Genomic DNA, 21,859 nt, shown 5'->3' with positions numbered 1-21,859 from the left:
GGAGGACCTCACCATGAACAACGCGACCGGTTCCTACGCGCCGACGCCGTACACCGTCCCCACCCGCGGCAGGGAACGCGCTTCCTACGACCGCGCGCTGGTGCACTCGATCCTCGACGCGGGATACCTGTGCCACCTCGGCTTCGTGCGCGAGGGACGGCCGGTGGTGCTCCCGACGCTGTACGCGCGGATCGGGGAACGGCTCTACGTGCACGGCTCCACCGGCTCCCGCCCGCTGCGGGAGGCCGGCGCGGCCCCCGGCCTCCCGGTGTGCGTGACGGTCACCCACCTCGACGCGCTGGTGCTGGCCCGCTCGGCCTTCCACCACTCGGTCAACTACCGCTCGGTGGTCGTCCACGGCACCGCGACGCCGGTGACCGCCCCCGAGGAGAAGGCCACCGTGCTGGACGCCCTCGTCGACCACGTGGTCCCCGGCCGCTCGGCCGACTCCCGGCGCGCCGACGCCCGGGAGCTGGCCGCGACCGCCGTCCTGGCCCTGGAGCTGGAGGAGGTCTCCGCCAAGGTCAGGACGGGCGGCCCGAACGACGATCCGGAGGACCTGTCACTCCCGCACTGGAGCGGCCTGGTGCCCGTCCGCGTCGTCCACGGCGACCCCGTGCCGGCCGACGACCTGAGCCCCGGCACGTCCGCCCCGGACTACCTCACGGCCGGCTCCCGGCCCTGAGGCCCCGCGGGACTCGGCGAGCACCAGGGCCGTCACCGCGGCCAGCAGCACCGCGGTCCCGGTGACCGTGGCCGCGCCCAGGTGCTCACCGAGCAGCGTGACGGCGATGAGCGCGGCCGTGACCGGCTCGATCAGGGCGATGACCGAGGCGGTCGCCGCTCGGACCACGGCCAGCCCCGCGAAGTACAGCGCGTAGGCGAGCGCCGTCGGCACGGCCGCCACGTAGGCCATCAGCAGCACCGAGCGGGTCAGGTCCGCTCCCTGCGGCCACAGCCCCTCTGCGGTGGCGAGGGGGAGCAGCAGCGCCGCACCGACGGCGAACGCCGAGAGCGTGGTCCCGAGCGGGTCGGCGGCCTGCCCGTCCCGGCCGCGCCACCGGATGTAGAGCGTCATCGCGGAGTAGCCCAGCGCGGACAGCAGGGCGTAGGCGACGCCTCGGGGCACCACGGTCCCCGAGCCCTCCCCGCCGAGTACGAGGATGCCGAGACCGGCCAGTGCGCCCGCCACCGCGAGCGCGCCGCCACGGCCGAGCCGTTCGCCCATGAGCAGCCGTCCGCCCAGGGCGATGAGCACCGGCCCGGCGCCGAGGGTCACCACGGTGCCCACCGCGAGCCCGGTGGCCTCGACGGCCGCGAAGTAGGCGGTCTGGAAGACGGTCAGGCCGAGCCCGGTGGCCACGACGCGGGTGAACCGCCGCCGTGCGGACTCGGCGACGGGCGCCGTGGCGGGGCGGGCGGGCCGCCGCGCGGCGCGTACGGCGGCGAGCAGCACCAGGCCCCCGGCGGTGCGCCAGAAGGTGAGGGCCACCGGGCCCAGCCCGCTGCTGTCGAAGAGGAGGGCCGCCGCCGCTCCGGCCGTGCCCCAGGCGACGGCGGAGACGATGACGAAGAGGAGGCCGCGCCCGACGGGCAGGGCGGCGGAGGAGGTTCGAGGATTCATGTGCCGAGTGCTCCACGACGAGTCGAAGATGAAGTTCGTCCCGTGTGCGGGCAGCCGGGGCCGACGCGGGGCCCCACGGGCGCCGCGTGCGTCGTCGGACCGCCCGCCTCAGGCGGCGGGCGGGGAGAGCACGCTCATCGGCATGGGGGCACCTTAGGGAAGCCGGACGTCCTCGGGCAATCGCGTTTCCCCGTCCCCGCCCCGGGCGACGGGTTCCGCGGGCGCGGCGACGGGCGTCGAACGCTGCGCCGTCAGCGCTCCGGCGAGCACGAGCGCGCCACCGAGGAGCTGCACGGCGGCCAGCCGCTCCCCGAGCAGGACCCAGGCCAGGCCGGTCGCCACGACGGCCTCCAGGCAGGCGACCACGCCGGCCACCTGGGGGGAGAGCCTGCGCACCGCGACGATGCCGGTGAGGTAGGCGGCCACGGTGGCGACCAGCACGACCCACGCCAGCAGCACCACGGCCGGCAGCTCCGCCCCGCCCATCAGCGCCGTCCGCGCGAGCACGTGCCCGTCCATCGTCCACGGGCGGGCGACGACCGTGAGGACGACGGCGCCGACGAGGAGCCCGTAGGCGATGACGCCCACGGGGTCGGGCACCCCGCGGCCGTCGACCGGGGTGCCGCCGTGGTCGGACAGGATGAAGTAGCCCACCTGGCAGCAGGCGGCGCCCAGCGCGAGCAGCAACCCCAGGGCGTCGAGCCGCAGACCGGCCCAGATCTGCACCACGCACGCCAGCCCGGCCACGGCCAGGACCACGCCCAGACCCGCCGCTCGGCTCACCGGTCGGCGTTGGACGAAGCGCACCCAGGCCAGCACGAGAGCGGGCCCCAGATACTCGATCAGCAGCGCCACGCCGACGGGGATGCGGGCGATGGCGGCGAAGTAGCAGGCCTGGACCCCCGCGACGGCCAGCAGGCCGAACCCGACGAGGAGCGCCGGGCGTTCCCGCACCAGGGCGCGGTGCCGCCACGCCAGGGGCAGCAGCACCAGCGCGGCGCCGGTCACCCGGAGCCAGGTGACGTGCAGGGGGTCGAGCCCGGCCTCGATCAGGGGTTTCGCCGCCACCCCGGAGCCGCCGAAGGCGAACGCGGACGTCAGGGCGAGGCCGATGCCGCCACCGGCTCGGCGGGGAACGGCGGTTTGGGGGGCTTCCGGCATGCCGCCATCATGCCCACGGCCAACATGAGTGTCGAGCGCGATGGCTCCTGTCTCGCAGGGTGGCCACCCCACCCCGGGCCACCCCGTCCGCCCGTGCCCGCGAGCGTCCTGTCCCGCTCCCACCCGACGTGACCAGCGGTCCACGGCCGCCGAGGTGGCCATGGACGGGCCCGCGCGGAGCGCCGTAGCGTCCGCCGCATGGAGATCCGCATCGTCGACGCCTTCACCGAGCGCCCGTTCGCCGGCAACCCCGCGGCCGTCGCGGTCCTCGACGCCGCGTCCTTCCCCGAGGACGGAGCCCTCCAGCGCGTCGCCACCGAGATGAACCTGTCCGAGACGGCCTTCGCCCACCCGCTGCCCGGGGGCGGTGAGGCGGACTGGGCGCTGCGCTGGTTCACCCCCGCCGCCGAGGTCCGCATGTGCGGCCACGCCACGCTGGCCACGGCGCACGTCCTGCACACCGCACACCCGGCCACCGGGGACATGCGGTTCGCCACCCTGAGCGGGGTGCTCGGCGCGAGCGTCGCCGAGGACGGGTGCGTGACCCTGGACTTCCCCACCGCCCCGCTCACGGCGGCCGAGCTGCCCCGGGGGGCCGCCGCGGCGCTGGGCGTCGAACCGCTCAGCGTGCACGGGACCGGTCCCGACGTGGGCGACTTCCTGGTGGAGGTCGCCGACGAGTCCACCGTGCGCACCCTCGACCCGGACCTCGCGGTCCTCGGCCGGTTCGGTGGGCGCGGGTTCATCGTCACCGCGCCGGCCGGCGACCCGCACGCGGAGCACGACTTCGTCTCGCGCTGCTTCTTCCCCGCGGTGGGCGTCGCGGAGGACCCGGTCACCGGCAGCGCGCACACCGCGCTGGCCCCCTTCTGGAGCGCCCGGCTGGGCCGTGAGCGGCTCACCGGACGGCAAGGCGGTCGGCGTACCGGCCTGGTGCGCACCACGCTGCGCGGGGACCGGACCCTGCTGGCCGGACACGCCGTCACCGTGCTGGAGGGCCGGCTGCGCGTCGGCGTGTGACGGTCGGCGCGGCCGGGCCCCGGGGCACCGGCTCGGACGCGGCTCAGCCGGTGGGCAGCCAGCCGACCCGGTCCGCCAGGAGGGCGTAGCCCACGAACGCGACGATGTCGATGAAGGCGTGCGCCGCGACGAGCGGACCCACCCGGCCCCAACGGCGGTAGAGCCAGACGAAGATCACGCCCATCACCAGGTTGCCGACGAAGCCGCCGATGCCCTGGTAGAGGTGGTAGGTGGCGCGCAGCAGGGAGCTGGCCGCGAGGGCGCCCAGCGGGCTCCAGCCGAGCTGGTCGAGTCGTCGGAGCAGGTACCCGACGACGATGACCTCCTCGACGACGGAGTTCTGCACGGCGGAGAGGACCAGCACGGGCAGCTTCCACCACACGTCGGGCAGCGATTCGGGCACGACCGTGAGGTTGGCTCCGGCGGCGCGGGCGCCGAGGTACAGCAGTAGGCCGCTGCCGCCGATCCCGGCCGCGACGAGAGCGCCCCAGCCGAGGTCGAAGCCGGGCCGACGCAGGTCGAAGCCGAGCAGACGCAAGCCGCCGTCGCCGGACCCGACGGGCTCGCGCGTCAGCAGGTGGGCCACGAGGAGGACGGGCACCAGCGCGGTGGTGATCCCGAACAGCTGCCAGGCCAGGTCCAGCCAGGGCCGGTCGGGGGCCCGGGAGCTGTTCAGGTTCGCCGCCTGGTCGGCCAGTCCGCCCGGCCGGGTCAGGGAGCCGGTGAAGCTGATGAGCGCCGCCAGGGCACTGGCCCCCAGGGAGAGGGCCAGGACGAGCAGCGTCTCGCGGCCGAGCAGGGCCCGGGCGCGCTCGTCGGGCAGGACGGGCGTCACGCTGGACGCCGTCGTTCCGGCCGCCCACGACCTCACGTGATGGCTCCCCTCGGGCATGCGTCGACTGGGGACCAGCTTGCCCTACCCGCCCCGCGGACGGGCGCGCGGGTGCCGCGCGCCGTCAGCCGTGCGTCGGCCAGGTGTGCACGGGCTCCCCCGCGCCGGCGAGTTCGACGTACCGCCGCGCCACGGCCGCAAGGGCCTTCTCCCGGTCGAGTCCGCCGTCCCTGGCCCGGTGGTAGGCGGCGACCTGCCAGGCCGCGCCGTTGGTGCGTCGGCGGCAGCGCTGCTCGATGACGCCCAGGTAGAAGTCGCGGTCGGCCGGCTCGATCCCCCAGGCGTCCAGGCCGGTCGCGGCCAGCGGCAGCAGTTCGTCGAGCACGAGCCGGTGCGCGGGCACGGCGGCCGGTGAGCCGCTTCGGCCGGGGCGCGGCCAGGTCAGCCGGGCGTCCATGCCGTGCCGGGCCGCGGCACGGAAGTTCTCCTCGGCCGCCGCGAACGGCAGCCGCTTCCACACCGGACGCTGTTCGTCGGCGAGGGCGCGCACCAGGCCGTAGTACAGGGCCGTGTTGGCGAGCACGTCGGTGACACTCGGCCCGGCCGGCAGCACGCGGTTCTCCACCCGCAGGTGCGGGACGCCGTCGGAGACGTCGTAGACGGGGCGGTTCCAGCGGTAGACGGTGCCGTTGTGCAGCGCCAGTTCGGCGAGGGCGGGGATGCCGCCCTGCTCGATGACGTCCAGGGGGTCCTCGGCGTCGCGCAGGGGCAGGAGGGCCGGGAAGTACCGGAGGTTCTCCGCGAAGAGGTCGCGGGGCGAGTCGATCCAGCGCTCGCCGAACCAGGCCCGGGGACGGACGCCCTGGGCGGCGTACTCGGCCGGACGCGCGTCGGTGGCCTGGAGGAAGAGCGGGACGCGGGACTCACGCCACAGCTCCCGGCCGAAGAGGAAGGGGGAGTTCGCTCCCACGGCGAGCTGCACCCCCAGCACGGCCTGCGCGGCGTTCCAGACGTCGGCGAAGCGGCTCGGCGTGACCTGGAGGTGGAGCTGGACGGAGGTGCAGGCCGCGGCGGGAGCGATGGAGGCGGAGGTGTAGGAAAGCCGTTCCGGGCCGTCGATGTCGAGGCGGATCTCCTCGCCGCGCGCCGCCATGATCTGATCGTTGAGAAGCGTGTAGCGGTCGGCGCTGGAGAAGTTGGCGGAGATGAGATCGGCGGGGGTGAGGGTGGGCAGAATACCGATCATCAGAACCCGCCCGTCGGCCTCACGGGCTTTGCGGTCGGCGTACGCCAGCCCGGTGCGCAGTTCTTCGGCCAACTGGTCCAGTACGCGACCGCCGAGGCGGTGCGGAAGGATATTGACTTCGAGGTTGAACTGGCCCAGCTCGGTCTGGAAATCGCGGCTCGCGATGCGTCCGAGAACCTCCTCGTTTATCATCCGTGGCATTCCCTCGGCGTCGGCGAGGTTGAGCTCGATCTCCAGCCCCATCAGGTTGCGGGGACGCTCGAACCGCTGCTGCTCCAGCAGCAGGTCCAGCGCGCGGAGGCAGCGGTGGAGCTTCTCCCGGTAGCGCCGGCGGTCCGCGAGATCGAACCCGTCGGCAGCGACCTTCTCCCCCACGATGTGTCCCTCCTCGATCGGCAGTGCCTCGATGATGCCCTGCGGCACGATCGACAACTCCTGCGGGGGTGCCCGTGGGCTCACCCGGCCGGTGATTTCTCTCGGCACATTCCGCAGGCATACGGTAGCCTGGTGCTGTTTCCCACTCTGCGTGACGGCAAACACAGACGTTTTCCGGCCGTCCCCTCGGCACACGGCTGCCGAGGCCAGGGAACACGGCGCAACATCCCGGCGCGAACCGGCAGGTGGAGCGCATACGCTTTCCGGCGGGATTTCTCCTTGTGCGGCACACCCGAAACGAGTAGCGGAAACGCCTCGGGAACAAATGTCGTATAAACTCCGGCTTGAGGCCGTGACGTGACGCCTCTCGGTTCCGGTCACCCTTCTCCCGCCCGTTCCGGGCGTGCCTCGGGTCTGCCGTCAGCGTCGTCCGTGCTTCGCCGCGCATCCTCCTGTCTCCCCAAGTGAGAGGCGACCCGCCATGCCCCTGCATGCTCACCAGGCTCCCGCAGCCGCCCTGCGCAGCGTCCTCGCCGCGCTGGGTTCGTCCACCGCGCCCCTGCGCGGCACCCCCGCGGCCGAGGCGCACGGCGGGCTGCGGCCCGAACAGCCGCTGCCCGTGTACGTCCTGACCGGCATCACCGGTCCCGGCGGGCCGCCCAGCCCCCGGCTGACCGGCTGGCGCTTCCTCCTGCGCGGCTCCGACACGGCCGTCGGCACGGCTGAGGCGATGCTCACGGCGGACGGCTGGGCCTTCTCCCACTTCGGCGAGGGACCCTACGTCCGCTCGACGGAGGTCGCCCTGCGGCACGCGGACGCGCTCCCGGCCCCGTACCGGCCGCGGCTGCTGTCCGTACCGGAGCTGTACATGCTCACGCTGTGGCTGCACGGCGATCCGGCCGTGGACGCGACGGACGGCACGCTCTCCCCGGAGGACCTGCTGGTCCCGCTGGCGCCGGCGCCGCCGGGCATCGCACCGCACCTCCCGCACCGGGTGGACGCGCTGCTCCCCCTGCTGACGCACCGCCTGGTGCCCGCACCGCTGCTGCACACTCCGGCCTAGTGGCCGTTCCGGCATCGGCCGGGCCTCCTCGCGCGACACCTGTGCCCCGCGACCCCGTCGCGGGGCACAGGTGTGCGTACGGCCGCCGGCGGGGACTAGTCACAACCGGCCATGCCACCGCACTCGAGGATGACTCGAAGCGGTGACAACCGCCCGGACGGGGGACGCGTCCTCACCTCGTGAGGGCGGCTCCCGGGAAATCCCTGCGGAACGGCCGTCGTAGGACGACACTGGGGACCACCAGCACCCACGGGGGAGCGGCCTGATGAACACGAACAGCAGCCGCAGCACGCAGATCACACCGCAGCGAGAGAGCCGAGAGTCCACCGCCATGTGTCAGCACCAGCCACCTTGCCCGTCCGCCGACTCCGCCGACCGTGAGGCCGCCCACCCGGTGGCCCACCACCCCGAACAGGGCTGGAGCCTCCTGTGCAACGGCGTCCTGCTGTTCGACGACACCGGCGAGTTGCTGCCGGACGGCAAGATCGTCGCGCCCCACCGGCCGTCGGGCACGCGCCACGTCACGACCGCGGCCTGAGTCCCGCCGGGGCCGAGGAACGCGGCGAGGGCCGCCGACCCGGACGGTTTCCGGGTCGGCGGCCCTCACGGTGCCGCCGCGCGCGGCGGGGGCCTCAGCCCTCGAACTCCTCCGGCGGGGGGCAGGAGCAGACGAGGTTGCGGTCGCCGAAGGCGCCGTCGATGCGGCGCACCGGGGCCCAGTACTTGGCGTCGGCCGTGACGCCCGCCGGGTAGGCGGCCTCCGCACGGCTGTAGACGCGGTCCCACGCGCCGGCGAGCTGGGCGGCGGTGTGCGGGGCTCCGCGCAGCGGGCTGTCCTCGGCGCTCCACTCCCCCGAGGTGACGCGGTCCGCCTCGGCACGGATCGCGATCATGGCGTCGCAGAAGCGATCGATCTCCGCCAGGTCCTCGCTCTCCGTGGGCTCGATCATCAGCGTCCCGGCCACGGGGAACGACATCGTCGGGGCGTGGAAACCGTAGTCGATCAGCCGCTTGGCCACGTCGTCGATGGTCACACCCGTGGCCTTGGTCAGCGGGCGCACGTCGACGATGCACTCGTGGGCCACCAGCCCGCCCGGCCCGGTGTAGAGCACCGGGTAGTGCGGTTCGAGGCGCTTGGCGATGTAGTTGGCGCTCAGCACCGCGACCTGGGTGGCGCGGCGCAGCCCCTCGGCACCCATCAGCCGCACGTACGCCCAGGAGATCGGCAGGATCCCGGCCGAGCCCCACGGGGCGGCGGAGACCGGGCCGATGCCCGTGGCCGGTCCGGCGGCCGGCTGCAACGGGTGGTTGGGCAGGTACGGGGCCAGGTGGGCGCGGACGCCGACCGGGCCGACGCCGGGGCCACCGCCCCCGTGCGGGATGCAGAAGGTCTTGTGCAGGTTCAGGTGGGAGACGTCGGCGCCGAACTTCCCCGGACGGGCGAGGCCCACCAGCGCGTTGAGGTTCGCGCCGTCCACGTACACCTGGCCGCCGGCCTCGTGCACGGCGGCACAGACGTCCGAGATGTCGTCCTCGAAGACGCCGTGCGTGGAGGGGTAGGTGACCATCAGGACCGCCAGCTCGTCCCGGTGGCGCGCGATCTTGGCGTGCAGGTCCTCGGTGTCGACGTCGCCGTTCTCCCCGGTCTTGACGACGACGACCTTCATCCCCGCCATCACGGCACTGGCCGCGTTGGTGCCGTGCGCGGAGGACGGGATGAGGCACACGGTGCGCTGCGTGTCGCCGTTCGCCCGGTGGTAGGCCCGCACCGCGAGCAGACCGGCCAGCTCACCCTGCGAACCGGCGTTGGGCTGGATGGAGACCTTGTCGTACCCGGTGACCTCGGCCAGCCGCTCCTCCAGCTCGCGGATGAGCGTGAGGTAGCCCTCGGCCTGCTCGGCCGGTGCGAAGGGGTGCAGCCCACCGAACTCCGACCAGGTGACGGGTTCCATCTCGGTCGTCGCGTTCAGCTTCATCGTGCACGACCCCAGCGGGATCATCCCGCGGTCCAGCGCGTAGTCCTTGTCGGAGAGGCGGCGCAGGTAGCGCAGCATCGCCGTCTCGGAGCGGTGCCGGTGGAAGACGGGGTGGCCGAGGAACTCGTCCGCACGCAGCAGCCCGGCGGGCAGGGCGTCCTCGGTCGTCCGGTCCAGGGCGGCCAGGTCGGCGCGGACCCCGAAGGCGCTCCAGACGGCCTCCACCTGCTGGCGGCCGGTGGTCTCGTCGCACGCGATGCCCACGTGGTCGGCGTCCGTCAGGCGCAGGTTGACGCCCGCCTCGCGCGCGGCGGTGACGACCTCGGCCGCCCGCCCGGGGACCTCGGCGGTGATCGTGTCGAAGAAGGTGTCCGTCGTGACGCGGACGCCGCCCTCCCGCAGACCGGCCGCGAGCAGCGTGGCGTGGCGGTGGGTGCGGCGGGCGATGCCGGAGAGCCCGTCGGGACCGTGGTAGACGGCGTACAGACCGGCCATCACCGCGAGGAGCACCTGCGCGGTGCAGATGTTGCTGGTGGCCTTCTCGCGCCGGATGTGCTGCTCGCGCGTCTGCAGCGCCAGCCGGTAGGCCTGGTGCCCGTCGGCGTCGACGGAGACACCGACCAGGCGGCCGGGCAGGCTGCGGGCGAACTTCTCGCGCACGGACATGAAGCCGGCGTGCGGGCCGCCGAAGCCCATCGGGACGCCGAAGCGCTGGCTGGAGCCGACGGCGATGTCGGCGCCGAGCTCACCGGGGGAGGTCAGGAGGGTGAGGGAGAGCAGGTCCGCGGCGACGGTCACGACCGCGCCGAGCTCCTGGGCCCGGGCGATCAGGCCACGCGGGTCGCGCACGGCGCCGGAGGCGCCCGGGTACTGGAGCAGCACACCGAAGACGCCGCGCTCGGCGATGTCGGCCGGGATGCCGTCCGAGAGGTCGGCGACGACGATCTCGACGCCGGTCGGCTCGGCCCGGGTCTCCATCACGGCGATCGTCTGCGGCAGGCAGTCGGCGTCGACCAGGTAGACCCCCTGCTTGACCTTGCCCACCCGGCGCGACAGGGCCATGGCCTCGGCCGCGGCCGTGGCCTCGTCCAGCAGTGACGCGCCGGCCGTCGGCAGGCCGGTGAGGTCGGCGACGACCGTCTGGAAGTTGAGCAGCGCCTCCAGGCGGCCCTGCGAGATCTCCGGCTGGTACGGCGTGTACGCGGTGTACCAGGCGGGGTTCTCCATCACGTTGCGCAGGATGACCGGCGGTGTGAAGGTGCCGTAGTACCCGAGCCCGATCATGGAGTCGAGCACCTGGTTGCGGTCGGCGAGCGACCGCAGCTCGGCGAGCACCTCCGCCTCGGAGCGGGCGCCCGGAAGGTTCAGCGGCCCGGTGCTCTTGATGACGTCGGGCACGGCGGCGGCGGTCAGCTCGTCCAACGAGCCGTAGCCGACGTGCGCCAGCATCTTGGCCTGCTCGGCGGCGTCCGGCCCGATGTGCCGGCGTTCGAACGGGGTACCGCTGTCCAGCGCGGAGCGTGGGATGCGATCGGTGGTCATCTGCGGGGGCCTCCTGGTCGGTACGACCTGCGAGGGGCACCACGGCGTGGGTGCCCGGACGGCCTCCCCCTCTGTCATCTCAACCTGAGAGCTTCACCGGGCCGACCCGGTGAGGGGCCGTCCGGCTTTCACCGTCGGTGAGGGGGGACCTCGGAGGCGCCGTGGCGCCCGCGATCCGCCCTGCTTTCCAGAGTGACCTCGTCCGCACGGTACGTGTGCCTGAGAGATTCCGGGGAGGGTTTGCTCCTTCGGCGCCCCCGGAACTCGTTCCGGAGGGCTCTCCCGCGCGGGGTCGACAGCCGTCTTCGAGCCTACCAGCGGCCGGTCGAGCGACGGCGGGCCCGTGCTCGACTGGCCGTACCGGACAAAGTGCCCTTTCGTGGTGAAGGAACCCCGGAGAGCGAACGCCCACCCGCTGGAGGAACCGTGCAGACCGACATCGACCCGCGCAGCCTGATAGGCCGCAAGGCGTTCGACCGCGAAGGAAGCAAGATCGGCGTCGTCGACGAGGTGTACCTCGACGACGCCACCGGTGAGCCGGAATGGGCCGCGGTGCGCACGGGGCTGTTCGGCCGGGACGCCTTCGTCCCCCTACGGCCGAGCGAGGTCGTCGAGGAGGAACTGCGGGTGCCGTTCACCCGCACGGTCATCAAGGACGCCCCGGACTTCGGCGTGGGCCGCCACCTCTCCCCCGAGCAGGAACTGCAGCTCTACCACCACTACGGACTGGACATCCCCGCGGCCGGGGAGTCGGGGACGGCCGCGGGCGGGGAGGGCTTCGGGCGGCTCGCCGGGGACGACGAGGCGGAGGTCTGAGCGCCCGCACCGCCCGACGCCCGGCCGGACGTGTCACGGCCCGGCACCAGCGGAAGCGGCTCGCCGGGCTCGAGGGCCGGGTCGTCGGCGCGGAAGGTCCGCACCCGCCCCGGCGGGGAACCGGGCCGCTCGAATCGGACGGTGACCCGCCCGACGCCACTGCCCTGCACCCACCCGGGGCCGTGGACGGCGTGCCGGACGTCCAGCCCCGGCAGCCAGCGGTGCGGACCGCGCGGTGCCGCTTCGGACGCCGGCTCCTCCCCCGGCCCCCGGGGGCGGAGCCGCGGCACCCCTTCGGCCGGTTCGTCGCCGGGCGTGCGGGGCCCGGGCGCCTCCTGTGGCAGCGCCTGCGCGAACAGATCCTCCTGGGTGAAGTCGGCCAGCCCGCTCACCCCGACCCCCAGGAGTCGCACCCCGGCCGTCGTGTCCACGGTGTCGAGCAGGCGTGCGGCGGCTTCCCGGATCACCACCGGGTCGTCCGTGGGCCCGCGCAGCGTGTCGGACCGCGTCAGGGTGGAGAAGTCGTAGCTGCGGACCTTGATGACCACCGTCCTGCCGGAACGACCGGCGGACCGCAGCCGGGCGGCACACCGCTCGGCCAGCCGGTCGAGCTCCCGCTGGACGCGGCCGCGGTCGGTGACGTCGATGTCGAAGGTGTCCTCGACCGAGACCGACTTCGAGGGCCGCTCGGCCACCACCGGGCGGTCGTCGATGCCGCGAGCCATGGCGTACAGCCCGCTTCCGTGCGCGCGCCCGAGCAGCCGCAGCAGCTCCGCCTCGCCGGCCTCCACCGCCTCTCCCACGGTGTGGATCCCGGCACGTCGCAGCGTGTCGGCGGTCGCGGGACCGACGCCCGGGAGAGTCCGCACGCTCAGAGGGGCGAGGAGACCCTGCTCGGTGCCGGGCCGGATCGTCACCAGTCCGTCGGGCTTGGCCTGCTCGGAGGCGATCTTCGCCAGCATCTTGGAGCCGGCGAGACCGACGGAGCCGCTGAGCCCCGTCGCCGCCCGGATGTCCCCGCGCAGCCTGCGCCCCGTCGCCTGAGCCGCGCGGACGTCGGGCGGGGTGCCGCCCGCCTCCAGGTCCACGAACGCCTCGTCCAGGCTCAGCGGCTCCACCAGCGGTGACAGCTCGGCGAGCAACGCCATCACGGCGTCGCTGACCTGCCGGTAGAGCGCGAAGCGCGGGGTCAGATAGGCGGCGTTCGGACAGCGGCGCCGTGCCTGCGCCGTCGGCATCGCCGAGTGCACCCCGAAGCGCCTGGCCTCGTAGGAGGCGGTCGCCACGACGCCGCGCGGACCCAGGCCGCCGACGACCACCGGCTTGCCGCGCAGACTCGGCTTCGCCGCCTGCTCGACCGCGGCGTAGAAGGCGTCCATGTCGAGATGGAGGATCGTCGGTGCACCTCTCACACCACCGATGCTGCCGCACCGCACTGACAGCCGCTCTCCCACCGGCCGACGGCGGGCCGGGCCCTCAGCCCGCGCGGTTGCGCCGGCGCGCCAGTTCGTCGCCCGGGTGCTCCCGCACCAGGGTCTCCCCGGTGTCGAGCCGTTCCGCGTGCAGCTGGGAGAGTGCGCCCTCCACGTCCCGCCAGACCACGCCGACCGCGATCCCGAAGACGCCCTGCCCCCCTTGGAGCAGGTCCACGACCTCGTCGGGCGACGTGCACTCGTAGACCGTGGCGCCGTCGCTCATCAGCGTCATCTGCGTGAGGTCGCACAGTTCCCGGCTGCGCAGGTGCTGGACGGCCGTGCGGATGTTCTGGAGTGAGACGCCGGTGTCGAGCAGCCGCTTCACGATCTTGAGGACGACGACGTCACGGAAGCTGTAGAGGCGCTGCGTGCCCGACCCGCAGGCGGCCCGGACGCTGGGCTCCACGAGGCCGGTACGCGCCCAGTAGTCCAACTGGCGGTAGGTGATCCCGGCCGCCGCACACGCGGTGGGACCCCGGTAGCCGAGCCGTTCCCCCGCCGTGCCGTCCGGCGGCTCCGGGGAACCGGCGGGCACTGCTCCGACGGGCTGCGCGGGAGCCCCGTGAAACGGGAACGGGCCGTTCGTGGCCTTGCCCTCGCCGGTGCTGGTCACGCCGACCCTCCATCCCTTCACGCCCCGCGGTGACGCCGCCGGGACCTGCCTCCTTGACGGTAGGCAGTCACCCCGGGTGCGTCAACGATCGCCACACTCGGCACGCCGGGTGATAGTGACCTCACGAGTGGTTTGGCCACGGGAGGGACCGGGTATCGCCGTCAGTTCGGCTCCGCACCGGGCGGCCACGGGACGTCGGCCGACCCGCGGATCACTGGTTGCTCGTGCCGAAGTCCTCGGGCGAGATCTGGTCGAGGAACTCGCGGAACTTCTCCACCTCGTCCTCCTGCTCGTCCGGGATCGCGATGCCGGCGTCGTTCAGCACGCCGTCACTGCCGTAGATGGGCGTGCCCGTGCGCAGGGCCAGCGCTATGGCGTCGGAGGGGCGGGCACTGACCTCGACACCACTCGCGAACACCAGTTCAGCGTAGAAGACGCCCTCACGCAGGTCCGTGATCCGCACCGCCGTCAGCTCCTGGCCCACGGCCTCCAGCACGTCCTTGAACAGGTCGTGTGTGAGCGGGCGGGCCGGGGTCATGCCCTGCTGGGCGAAGGCGATGGCGGTCGCCTCACCCGGGCCGATCCAGATGGGAAGGTAGCGATCGCCTCCTACTTCACGCAGAAGCACGATCGGCTGGTTGGAGGGCATTTCGACCCGGACACCCACGACGTCGAGCTCGTTCACATAGCAACCCTAGGCGCTGCCCCGCCGGTTTGGGTAGTCGGGCACTCCCGGGCCCCCGATCCCGCCGCCCCGGAGGGGTCAGTCCCGCTGTTCACGCAGCGCCGCCTGGACGAACGTGGCGTGCAGCCGCACCGCCAGCGTCGCCAGCTCGCGGGCCGTGGCCTCGGCGCGGTGCCGCGTCTGCGGATTGCGGTGCCGACGCAGCGGAGCGACCACCTGCTCCACGAGGCCGGCGTCACGGTCCGCCGACGCCTTCACCGCCCGCAGGTGGCGCGGCTCGAGCCCGAAGCGTCCGAGGTCCAGCACCAGGCGGGCGACCTCCACGGCCTCGGCCGGATAGCCGCCGTTCTCCACCGGGCCGAGCAGACCGTAGGACTCCCACTCCGCGAGCTGCTCCTCGGTGATCTCCGAGGCGGCCAGCAGCTCGGTCCGCCCGACGCGTGCCGCCCCCGCCGTGTCGAGCGGAGCGGCGGCACCGTCGAGCAGGTCGGGCGGCTGTGCGGGGCCCGGGAGGGCGACCTGCTCGCCGCGGTCCCGCGCGTCGAGCTGCTCGCGGATGACCTTCAGCGGCAGGTAGTGGTCACGCTGCATCCGCAGGACGAACGCCAGCCGCTCCACGTCCTGCGCGCTGAACTTGCGGTAGCCCGACGGTGTGCGCCGCGGCTCGACGAGCCCCTCCGACTCCAGAAACCGGATCTTGGAGACGGTGACCTCGGGAAACTCCTCCCGGAGCAGACCCAGGACCGAGCCGATGCTCATGGGAACGCGATCGGCGGGCCCGCGGTCCGCGGTGGCGGCGCCCGGTGGGGCGCCGCCCGACGGTGTGTGCGGCATGAACCTTCCCTGGACGGGTCGTGCGTCAGACGCCTCGCTGGTGAGCGAAGAAGACCAGCCGGAACTTGCCGATCTGCACTTCGTCACCGTTGTTCAACGCAACGGAGTCGATGGGTTCCCGGTTGACGTACGTGCCGTTGAGGCTGCCGACGTCGGACGCGGTGAATCCGCCGTCGGTCCCGCGTCGGAACTCCACGTGGCGGCGCGAGACCGTCACGTCGTCCAGGAAGATGTCGCTCTGCGGGCTGCGCCCGGCGGTCGTCACCTCGCTGTCGAGCAGGAAGCGCGCCCCGGAGTTGGGTCCGCGGCGGACCACCAGCAGGGCGGAACCGACCGGCAGGGCGTCGATCGCCGCCACCGCCTCGGGCGAGAGCATCGGCGTCTGACCGGTGGCCTCGGCGTCGTACGCCTCCAGACCGGTGATCGAGATCGTCGACGTCGTCTCGGAAGGACGCTCGCCGGCCGGCGCACCGCCCTTCAGCGGGGCGCCGCAGTTGGAGCAGAAGCGGCTGGACTCGGCGGCCCGGTTCCCGCACCTGGAACAGATCGGCACGCCGGACCCTCCACCACGTGAGGTTGCTGGTGCCTGGGAACCTATGGGCGCGGCCGCGCCCCGGTCAACGGAAACCCCGCCCGGCGCGGCCGAAGTACCGCCATGCGGGGCATCGGGGTCGGGACGGAAGAGCGGACGCTCGGCCTCGCCGGCGGACCCCTGGTCCCCGGCGGCAGCGTGTCGGGGCGCGCGGTGTGCACCACCGGCGTCCTTGTGCTTGCCGAACAGCTTGGAAAGAAAACTCACGGGCGATTCCCCTCGCACGAAACAGACCCGCCCGCGGGGCAGGACAGACCCTTGATGCTCACACAGGCCACAGCGGACACCCGGGCAACGTCCGCGGCCAGTAGACAGTTTCCCCTACGCGACGTCGTACGGGCCCGCCGACCCCCGGAAAGGATCATCGGCACCTCACTGCGACGGCGACTGAGCGTAGTCAGGTCGCTGCGCCGACCGCAAGGCGTCCACCACGACGGTGTCGGACGGGGTGATGGTGACCGTCGCACCGTCGCCCTGGAGGCTCTGCACGACGCCTCCCGGGATGTTCAGCGCCGGTTCGAGATCCTGCGGACGGCCGATGACCTCGAAGACGTAGGGCGGTGAGACCGACTGGCCGTCGATGTTCACACCGCCCTCCGCGTTGGTGAAGTACGTGTCCGCCACCACACGGACGTCGTTGATCTGCATGGCCTCCGCACCGGCGGCACGCAGCTCCTGGATGGCGTCCAGCAACCGGTCCGCCTCGACGACGTCGGCCGGGCCACTGATCCGGACCTCGATGCCCGGGCCCTGTGCGGCCACCGTACCCGCCAGGATACCGAGTTGACGTTCACGCTCCTCGCGCTGCTGCCTGGCCTCCTCGGCCTGGTCGGAACTGTTCTCCAACTCCGAGCGCTGCGTCTCCAGACGCTGCTTCTCGTCCTCAAGGCGCGTGGTGCGGTCGTCGAGTTCGTCGAGGATACGCACCAGGTCCTCCTGGCGCGCTCCCCGCAGGGCGCTGTCCTCGCTGGTCGAACGCACCTGGATGGCCAGGCCCAGACCCAGCACGAACAGCAGGGCGGCCGCGATGAGTTGGTTCCGGTTGAGCCGGGGCGGCCAGAGGCCGGCGGCGAGCCGCTGCCGTCCGGTCATCCGGTCGTTCCCGGGCGTGTCGGGAGTCGGGCCGGTCGGGACCTGCGGCTCCGGCGCGTCGGTTCCCCGGGTCTCGGCCTCGGACTCGGCCTCGGAAGGACCGGGGGCGGAGACGCCTTCGGCCGCCCCCGGCGGCTTCGGGCGGGCGTCGGCGGCCGGCGGGCCGACCTCGCGCCGGTCCGTCGCGCCGGGTTCTGCGCGGTCCGGTTCGCGCTCCTCGTCCGGTGTCCTGTCGTCGTTCATCGGCCTCACGCCCCGAACACGTGCCGCCGGATCGCGGCGGCGTTGGAGAAGATGCGGATGCCCAGGACGACGACCACACCCGTGGACAGCTGCGCGCCCACCCCCAGCTTGTCACCGAGGAAGACGATGAGGGCGGCCACCACGACGTTCGACAGGAACGAGACGACGAAGACCTTGTCCACGAAGATGCCGTCCAGCATCGCGCGCAGCCCGCCGAAGACCGCGTCGAGCGCCGCCACGACGGCGATGGGCAGATAGGGCTCCACGACCGTCGGTACCACCGGGCGGAGGACCAGCCCCGCCACGACTCCCACGATGAGGCCCAGTACGGCGATCACGAATTGCTGCCCTTTCGACTGGTGACCGGCTCGGCGGTTCTGAGGGTGAGGCTCGGTGCCGCGGGGAGGCGCAGGGCGTCCCGCACCCCCAGACGCGTCCGGATGTCGTAGTTGTCCTCCAGGATCTGGAGGTACTGGCCGTCCACGCTCGACCGGAAGCGGTCGGCCAGCTCCTGGCCCTCCCCCACCGCGAGGATGGTGTACGGCGGCACCAGGGGCTTGTTGTCGACCAGTATGGCGTCGCCCGCGGCCCGGATGGCGGACAGGGCGCTCAGCCGCTGGTCGTTGATCGACACGGCCTCCGCGCCCGAGGCCCACAGACCGTTGACCACGAGCTGGAGATCCCGGTCCCGCACGCGACCGGTGTCGGAGAAGCCCGTGGACTCCCGGGGCCCGTCCGAGCCGCCGCCGGTGTCCTCGGCGTCGTCGACGACGAGCTCCACCCCGGGCCCTTCGACGGCGGTGGCGCCCGCGAGCAGCCCCACCAGGTCCTCAGCCCCGGCGCCGTCCCCGCGCAGCGCCTCGTCCTGCATCCGCGCGACGGCCTCCCGCAGACCCCGGACCTCCTCCTGCAGGTCGTCGGCCTCCTCGGTGCCGTCCTCGACGCGGTCGATGAGCTCCTCGCGCTCCTTGGCGACCGTCGGAGCGTCGAACCGGGCCTGCGCGGCCCCCAGGGTCACGACGAGGCCGGCCAGGACCAGCCCTCCGGCCAGCCAGAGCTTCCCGCGCAGTGAGCGCGGCAGGCGCGCCCGACCCGTCTCGCCCCGGCGGGCCGCAGCTTCGGCGTAACCGTCGTCGAGGCTGTGCTCCATGACATTCGTCAGCAGCGACATGGACGCGTCGGGGCGCGCGGGCCGCGACGCGGTACTCCGTTCGGGCTGCTGCTGCGACATGTGGCACATCGTCGCACGTCGACGCCCCTACCACCGAATGGGCCCTCGGCCGAGCCCGAGGGCCCATCCGGTGTGCGCGGATCAGCGTCCGGCACCGTCCACCACGGCGGCCCACTCGTCGAGCAGCGCCTGGGCCGACGCGTCGTCCGGGCCCTCCGCCCACAGATGGGTGACGGCCTCCGCCGGATCGGGCAGGACCATCACCCAACGGCCGTCGGACTCCACGACGCGGACGCCGTCCGTGGTGTCGACGGACCGGTCTCCGGCCGCCTCCACGACGTGCCGCATGACCAGCCCCTTGACGGCCCACGGCGTGGCCAGGTCCCGCCGCACGACGTGGGCCCGGGGAATGCGCGCGTCGATCTGGCTGAGCGTGAGCTGGGTGCGCGCGACGAGGCCGATGAGCCGTACGAAGGCCGCGGCACCGTCGAACACGGAGCTGAACTCCGGCACGATGAACCCGCCGCCGCCGTCGCCGCCGAAGATCGTCGCGTCGTCCCGGCAGACCCGGGTGAGGTCGTCCGGGGACGTCGTCGTCCACTCCACCTGTGTGCCGTGGTAGGCGGCGACCTGTTCGGCGATGCGGGTGGTGGTCACGGGCAGGGCGACCCTGCCGCTGCGCCGCTCGGCCGCGATGAGGTCGAGCAGGACGAGCAGCGCCCGGTGGTCCTCGATGATGCGGCCGCGTTCGTCCACGAGCGAGATCCGCTCGCCCACCGGGTCGAAGCGCACCCCGAAGGCGGCCCGTGCGGAGGCCACGATCTCGCCCAGCCGGACCAGGCCGGAGCGGCGTCCGTCCGCCGTCTCCGTGGGACGCGACTCGTCCATCCCCGGGTTGATCGTCAGGGCGTCCACCCCGAGCCGTCCCAGGAGGCTGGGCAGGACGAGGCCCGCGCTGCCGCCCGACGCGTCGACCACGATCTTGAGGCCGGCCTCCGCGACCCCGGAGGTGTCCACCGTCCGCAGCAGCGCACCCGCGTAGGAGTCGAAGACGCTGGCGGGGAAGGAGAGGTCACCGATCTCACCGGGGAAGGCCCGACGGTACTCCTGCCGTGCGTAGACCCGGTCCAGCTTGCGCTGGCTCCCCTGGGAGAGGTCGGCGCCCCGCTCGTCGAAGAACATGATGTCCACCGAGTCGGGCACACCCGTCGTCGTGCGCACCATGATCCCGCCCGCGCTGCCCCGGGCGGTCTGCTGACGGGCCACGGGCAGGGGCACGTTCTCCAGGTCGCGGACGTCGATCGCGCTGGCCTGGAGCGCGGAGATGATGGCCCGCTTCAGCGCCCGCGCACCACGGGAGTGGTCGCGCGCGGTGGTGACGGTCGAACCCTTCTTCAGCGTGGTCGCGTAGGCCCCCGCGAGCCGTACCGCGAGTTCGGGTGTGATCTCGACGTTGAGGATGCCGGAGACGCCCCGGGCTCCGAAGAGATGGGCCTGCCCTCGGGACTCCCAGATGACGGACGTGTTGACGAACGCGCCGGCCTCGACCGTCTTGAACGGATAGACCCGCACGTTGCCCTGGACGATGGACTCCTCGCCGACGAGGCACTCGTCCCCGATGACCGCGCCGTCCTCGATACGGGCCGCCCGCATGACATCGGTGTTCTTGCCGATCACACAGCCACGCAGGTTCGTCTGCTCGCCGATGTACACGTTGTCGTGCACCACAGCCCGGTGCAGGAAGGAACCGCTCTTGACGACGACGTTCGACCCGATCACGGAATGCTCGCGCACTTCCGCGCCGCTCTCCACCTTGGCGTAGTCCCCGATGTAGAGCGGGCCGCGCAGCACGGCGTCGGGGTGGACCTCCGCGCCCTCGGCCACCCACACGCCCGGGGAGATCTCGAAGCCGTCCAGATCGACGTCGACCTTGCCCTCCAGCACGTCGGCCTGGGCCTTCACGTAGCTCTCGTGGGTACCGACGTCTTCCCAGTAGCCCTCGGCGACATAGCCGTAGATGGGCTTGCCCTCCTTCATGAGCTGAGGGAAGACGTCACCCGACCAGTCCACGGGTACGTCCGGGTCGACGTAGTCGAAGATCTCCGGCTCCATCACGTAGATGCCGGTGTTCACGGTGTCGGAGAAGACCTGGCCCCACGTCGGCTTCTCCAGGAAACGCTCGACCTTGCCCTCCTCGTCCACGATCGTGATCCCGAATTCCAGCGGGTTGGGCACCCGCGTCAGGCACACGGTCACGAGCGCGCCGCGTTCCCGGTGGAAGTCGATCAGATCCGTCAGGTCGAAGTCGGTGAGGGCGTCTCCGGAAATCACCAGGAAGGAGTCGTCCTTGAGGGCTTCTTCGGCGTTCTTCACACTGCCCGCGGTGCCGAGGGGCTTCTCCTCGTTCGCGTACGTGAGCTCCATCCCCAGCTCTTCCCCGTCCCCGAAGTAGTTCTTGACGAGGGAGGCGAGGAACTGGACGGTCACCACGGTTTCGGTCAGACCATGACGCTTGAGCAGTCTCAGGACGTGCTCCATGATCGGCCGGTTGGCCACCGGCAGGAGCGGCTTGGGCATGCTCGCGGTCATGGGACGAAGGCGGGTGCCTTCGCCGCCGGCCATCACGACGGCCTTCATGTCGGTTGCGTCCTCCTTCAAGAGACGACGGTCCCACCGGCCGAGCCCGGACGGGGTCCCCGACTTCCGCGGGGAAGCCTGCCTCCGTGACGGTGTGGAAGGCGCGGCTCAGCCGGTCGCAACGTCCGCTGTGAGAATGCGGCGGACCTGGACCACGTAGAGGGTTCCTGCCCACCAGTAGAGAGCTGTACCCCATCCGGCGAACGCCCATCCGAAAATTGCCGCGAGTGACGAAACCCACCCACTTCCGTCACTGAGAAGCAGCAGCGGGAAGGCGTACATGAGGTTGAAGGTCGCGGCCTTGCCGAGGAAGTTCACCTGCGGCGGAGCGAACCCCCGCCGATCGAGAAGCCACACGTTCACGAGCAGGACCAGGTCGCGCAGGAGGAGCAACCCCGTGAGCCACAGGGGGAGGACCCCCCGCCAGGTCAGGCCGACGAGGGTGGAGAGGATGTAGAGCCGGTCGGCGGCGGGGTCGAGGATGCGGCCCAGGTTGCTGATCTGGTTCCAGCGCCGGGCCAGCTTGCCGTCGAGGTAGTCCGTGACACCGCTCAGCGCCAGTACCCCGAGGGCCCAGCCGTCGCAGTTCGGCCCTCCGAACTCCGGCCAGAGCACCAGCCACAGGAACAGCGGCACACCGGCCAGGCGGGCCATGCTCAGCATGTTGGGGATGGTGAGGACCCGGTCCGTCTGGACGCGTGTCTCCTGGACCTCCACCCGGCCTCCCCTGGGAAAGATTCCTACCCTGCTTCCGACCTTACCGGCACCGACGGGCACACCGGACGTCGGGTGGTCCCCGGCGAGCCCGTACCACGCGGAAAAGCCCCGTTGGACCAGGTCCAACGGGGCTTCCCCACACAAA

At 72.6% G+C, this 21,859-nt stretch carries 19 protein-coding genes, 1 pseudogene and 1 riboswitch; of the genes and pseudogenes, 5 read left to right on the top strand and 15 right to left on the bottom strand.

Features of this window, described 5'->3' with window-relative positions:
* Positions 1–13: 13 nt before the first annotated feature.
* Positions 14–685: a pyridoxamine 5'-phosphate oxidase family protein gene (locus IF129_RS19985; protein WP_191211126.1), complete on the top strand. Its 672-nt coding sequence runs from the start codon at positions 14–16 to the stop codon at positions 683–685.
* Here the strand turns inward: IF129_RS19985 and IF129_RS19980 are convergent.
* Positions 683–1,624, bottom strand: a pseudogene (locus IF129_RS19980) (DMT family transporter); the annotation flags it as partial. The gene IF129_RS19985 and the pseudogene IF129_RS19980 overlap by 3 nt on opposite strands.
* 153 nt (positions 1,625–1,777) lie before the next feature.
* A complete protein-coding gene (locus IF129_RS19975; RefSeq protein ID WP_191211125.1) occupies positions 1,778–2,785 on the bottom strand; it encodes an EamA family transporter in 1,008 nt (335 codons plus the stop codon).
* A 198-nt stretch (positions 2,786–2,983) separates the two neighbouring features.
* Between IF129_RS19975 and IF129_RS19970 the strand changes: the two genes are divergently transcribed.
* Positions 2,984–3,805, top strand: a complete 822-nt coding sequence (locus IF129_RS19970; protein ID WP_191211124.1) for a PhzF family phenazine biosynthesis protein — start codon at positions 2,984–2,986, stop codon at positions 3,803–3,805.
* A gap of 43 nt (positions 3,806–3,848) precedes the next feature.
* Here IF129_RS19970 and IF129_RS19965 read toward each other — a convergent pair whose 3' ends face one another.
* Both IF129_RS19965 and IF129_RS19960 read right to left on the bottom strand, forming a co-directional pair.
* Positions 3,849–4,640 (bottom strand): CPBP family intramembrane glutamic endopeptidase, encoded by a 792-nt coding sequence (locus tag IF129_RS19965; RefSeq protein ID WP_318153864.1) that lies wholly within the window; start codon positions 4,638–4,640, stop codon positions 3,849–3,851.
* Between the two features lie 121 nt (positions 4,641–4,761).
* The gene (locus IF129_RS19960; protein ID WP_191211241.1) at positions 4,762–6,258 is read right to left on the bottom strand and encodes a glutamate--cysteine ligase; all 1,497 of its coding nucleotides are present in this window, start codon (positions 6,256–6,258) and stop codon (positions 4,762–4,764) included.
* A 481-nt stretch (positions 6,259–6,739) separates the two neighbouring features.
* On the opposite strand from IF129_RS19960, the gene IF129_RS19955 reads away from it, so the two are divergent.
* Positions 6,740–7,321: a hypothetical protein gene (locus IF129_RS19955; RefSeq protein ID WP_191211122.1), complete on the top strand. Its 582-nt coding sequence runs from the start codon at positions 6,740–6,742 to the stop codon at positions 7,319–7,321.
* Positions 7,322–7,652: 331 nt separating this feature from the next.
* The gene (locus IF129_RS19950; protein WP_191211240.1) at positions 7,653–7,859 is read left to right on the top strand and encodes a DUF5999 family protein; all 207 of its coding nucleotides are present in this window, start codon (positions 7,653–7,655) and stop codon (positions 7,857–7,859) included.
* A 94-nt stretch (positions 7,860–7,953) separates the two neighbouring features.
* Here IF129_RS19950 and gcvP read toward each other — a convergent pair whose 3' ends face one another.
* Positions 7,954–10,839 carry an aminomethyl-transferring glycine dehydrogenase gene (gene gcvP, locus IF129_RS19945; protein ID WP_191211121.1) on the bottom strand — a complete coding sequence of 962 codons (2,886 nt, stop codon included), beginning with the start codon at positions 10,837–10,839 and terminating at the stop codon, positions 7,954–7,956.
* Positions 10,840–11,036: 197 nt separating this feature from the next.
* Positions 11,037–11,134: riboswitch (glycine riboswitch) on the bottom strand.
* 131 nt (positions 11,135–11,265) lie between these two features.
* Between gcvP and IF129_RS19940 the strand changes: the two genes are divergently transcribed.
* The gene (locus tag IF129_RS19940) at positions 11,266–11,655 is read left to right on the top strand and encodes a PRC-barrel domain-containing protein (protein ID WP_191211120.1); all 390 of its coding nucleotides are present in this window, start codon (positions 11,266–11,268) and stop codon (positions 11,653–11,655) included.
* Here the strand turns inward: IF129_RS19940 and IF129_RS19935 are convergent.
* From IF129_RS19935 to IF129_RS19890, 10 genes are all read right to left on the bottom strand, one after another.
* Positions 11,559–13,067 (bottom strand): DNA polymerase IV, encoded by a 1,509-nt coding sequence (locus IF129_RS19935; RefSeq protein WP_191211119.1) that lies wholly within the window; start codon positions 13,065–13,067, stop codon positions 11,559–11,561. The genes IF129_RS19940 and IF129_RS19935 overlap by 97 nt on opposite strands.
* Before the next feature lie 64 nt (positions 13,068–13,131).
* Positions 13,132–13,743 (bottom strand): MerR family transcriptional regulator, encoded by a 612-nt coding sequence (locus IF129_RS19930; RefSeq protein WP_191211118.1) that lies wholly within the window; start codon positions 13,741–13,743, stop codon positions 13,132–13,134.
* A 211-nt stretch (positions 13,744–13,954) separates the two neighbouring features.
* On the bottom strand, positions 13,955–14,428 hold the full coding sequence (locus IF129_RS19925) for a bifunctional nuclease family protein (RefSeq protein WP_191211117.1): 474 nt from the start codon (positions 14,426–14,428) through the stop codon (positions 13,955–13,957).
* Between the two features lie 78 nt (positions 14,429–14,506).
* Positions 14,507–15,262: a transcriptional regulator FtsR gene (ftsR, locus tag IF129_RS19920; RefSeq protein WP_191211116.1), complete on the bottom strand. Its 756-nt coding sequence runs from the start codon at positions 15,260–15,262 to the stop codon at positions 14,507–14,509.
* Between the two features lie 25 nt (positions 15,263–15,287).
* On the bottom strand, positions 15,288–16,103 hold the full coding sequence (locus tag IF129_RS19915) for an FHA domain-containing protein (RefSeq protein WP_191211239.1): 816 nt from the start codon (positions 16,101–16,103) through the stop codon (positions 15,288–15,290).
* Between the two features lie 123 nt (positions 16,104–16,226).
* Positions 16,227–17,189: a DUF881 domain-containing protein gene (locus tag IF129_RS19910; protein WP_191211115.1), complete on the bottom strand. Its 963-nt coding sequence runs from the start codon at positions 17,187–17,189 to the stop codon at positions 16,227–16,229.
* Between the two features lie 5 nt (positions 17,190–17,194).
* Positions 17,195–17,527: a small basic family protein gene (locus tag IF129_RS19905; protein ID WP_191211114.1), complete on the bottom strand. Its 333-nt coding sequence runs from the start codon at positions 17,525–17,527 to the stop codon at positions 17,195–17,197.
* On the bottom strand, positions 17,524–18,429 hold the full coding sequence (locus tag IF129_RS19900) for a DUF881 domain-containing protein (protein WP_191211113.1): 906 nt from the start codon (positions 18,427–18,429) through the stop codon (positions 17,524–17,526). The genes IF129_RS19905 and IF129_RS19900 overlap by 4 nt, the downstream gene beginning before the upstream one ends.
* Positions 18,430–18,501: 72 nt before the next feature.
* Positions 18,502–20,997 carry a mannose-1-phosphate guanyltransferase gene (locus IF129_RS19895; RefSeq protein WP_191211238.1) on the bottom strand — a complete coding sequence of 832 codons (2,496 nt, stop codon included), beginning with the start codon at positions 20,995–20,997 and terminating at the stop codon, positions 18,502–18,504.
* Between the two features lie 108 nt (positions 20,998–21,105).
* Entirely contained in the window at positions 21,106–21,714 is a 609-nt protein-coding gene (locus IF129_RS19890; protein WP_191211112.1) for a CDP-alcohol phosphatidyltransferase family protein, read from the bottom strand.
* Between the last annotated feature and the right edge of the window lie 145 nt (positions 21,715–21,859).

Source organism: Streptomyces chumphonensis, assembly GCF_014779715.1.
Classification (GTDB): Bacteria; Actinomycetota; Actinomycetes; order Streptomycetales; family Streptomycetaceae; genus Streptomyces; species Streptomyces chumphonensis.
Note: the sequence above shows the minus strand (reverse complement) of the source record. Positions and strands in the feature narration are given on the sequence as shown.

What these genes read in the sequence shown, in the direction of transcription:
- IF129_RS19985 (WP_191211126.1), top strand. Translation starts at nt 14, where the DNA reads ATGAACAACGCGACCGGTTCCTACGCGCCGACGCCGTACACCGTCCCC.
- IF129_RS19975 (WP_191211125.1), bottom strand. Translation starts at nt 2,785, where the DNA reads ATGCCGGAAGCCCCCCAAACCGCCGTTCCCCGCCGAGCCGGTGGCGGC.
- IF129_RS19970 (WP_191211124.1), top strand. Translation starts at nt 2,984, where the DNA reads ATGGAGATCCGCATCGTCGACGCCTTCACCGAGCGCCCGTTCGCCGGC.
- IF129_RS19955 (WP_191211122.1), top strand. Translation starts at nt 6,740, where the DNA reads ATGCCCCTGCATGCTCACCAGGCTCCCGCAGCCGCCCTGCGCAGCGTC.
- IF129_RS19950 (WP_191211240.1), top strand. Translation starts at nt 7,653, where the DNA reads ATGTGTCAGCACCAGCCACCTTGCCCGTCCGCCGACTCCGCCGACCGT.
- gcvP (WP_191211121.1), bottom strand. Translation starts at nt 10,839, where the DNA reads ATGACCACCGATCGCATCCCACGCTCCGCGCTGGACAGCGGTACCCCG.
- ftsR (WP_191211116.1), bottom strand. Translation starts at nt 15,262, where the DNA reads ATGCCGCACACACCGTCGGGCGGCGCCCCACCGGGCGCCGCCACCGCG.
- IF129_RS19910 (WP_191211115.1), bottom strand. Translation starts at nt 17,189, where the DNA reads ATGAACGACGACAGGACACCGGACGAGGAGCGCGAACCGGACCGCGCA.
- IF129_RS19900 (WP_191211113.1), bottom strand. Translation starts at nt 18,429, where the DNA reads ATGTGCCACATGTCGCAGCAGCAGCCCGAACGGAGTACCGCGTCGCGG.
- IF129_RS19895 (WP_191211238.1), bottom strand. Translation starts at nt 20,997, where the DNA reads ATGAAGGCCGTCGTGATGGCCGGCGGCGAAGGCACCCGCCTTCGTCCC.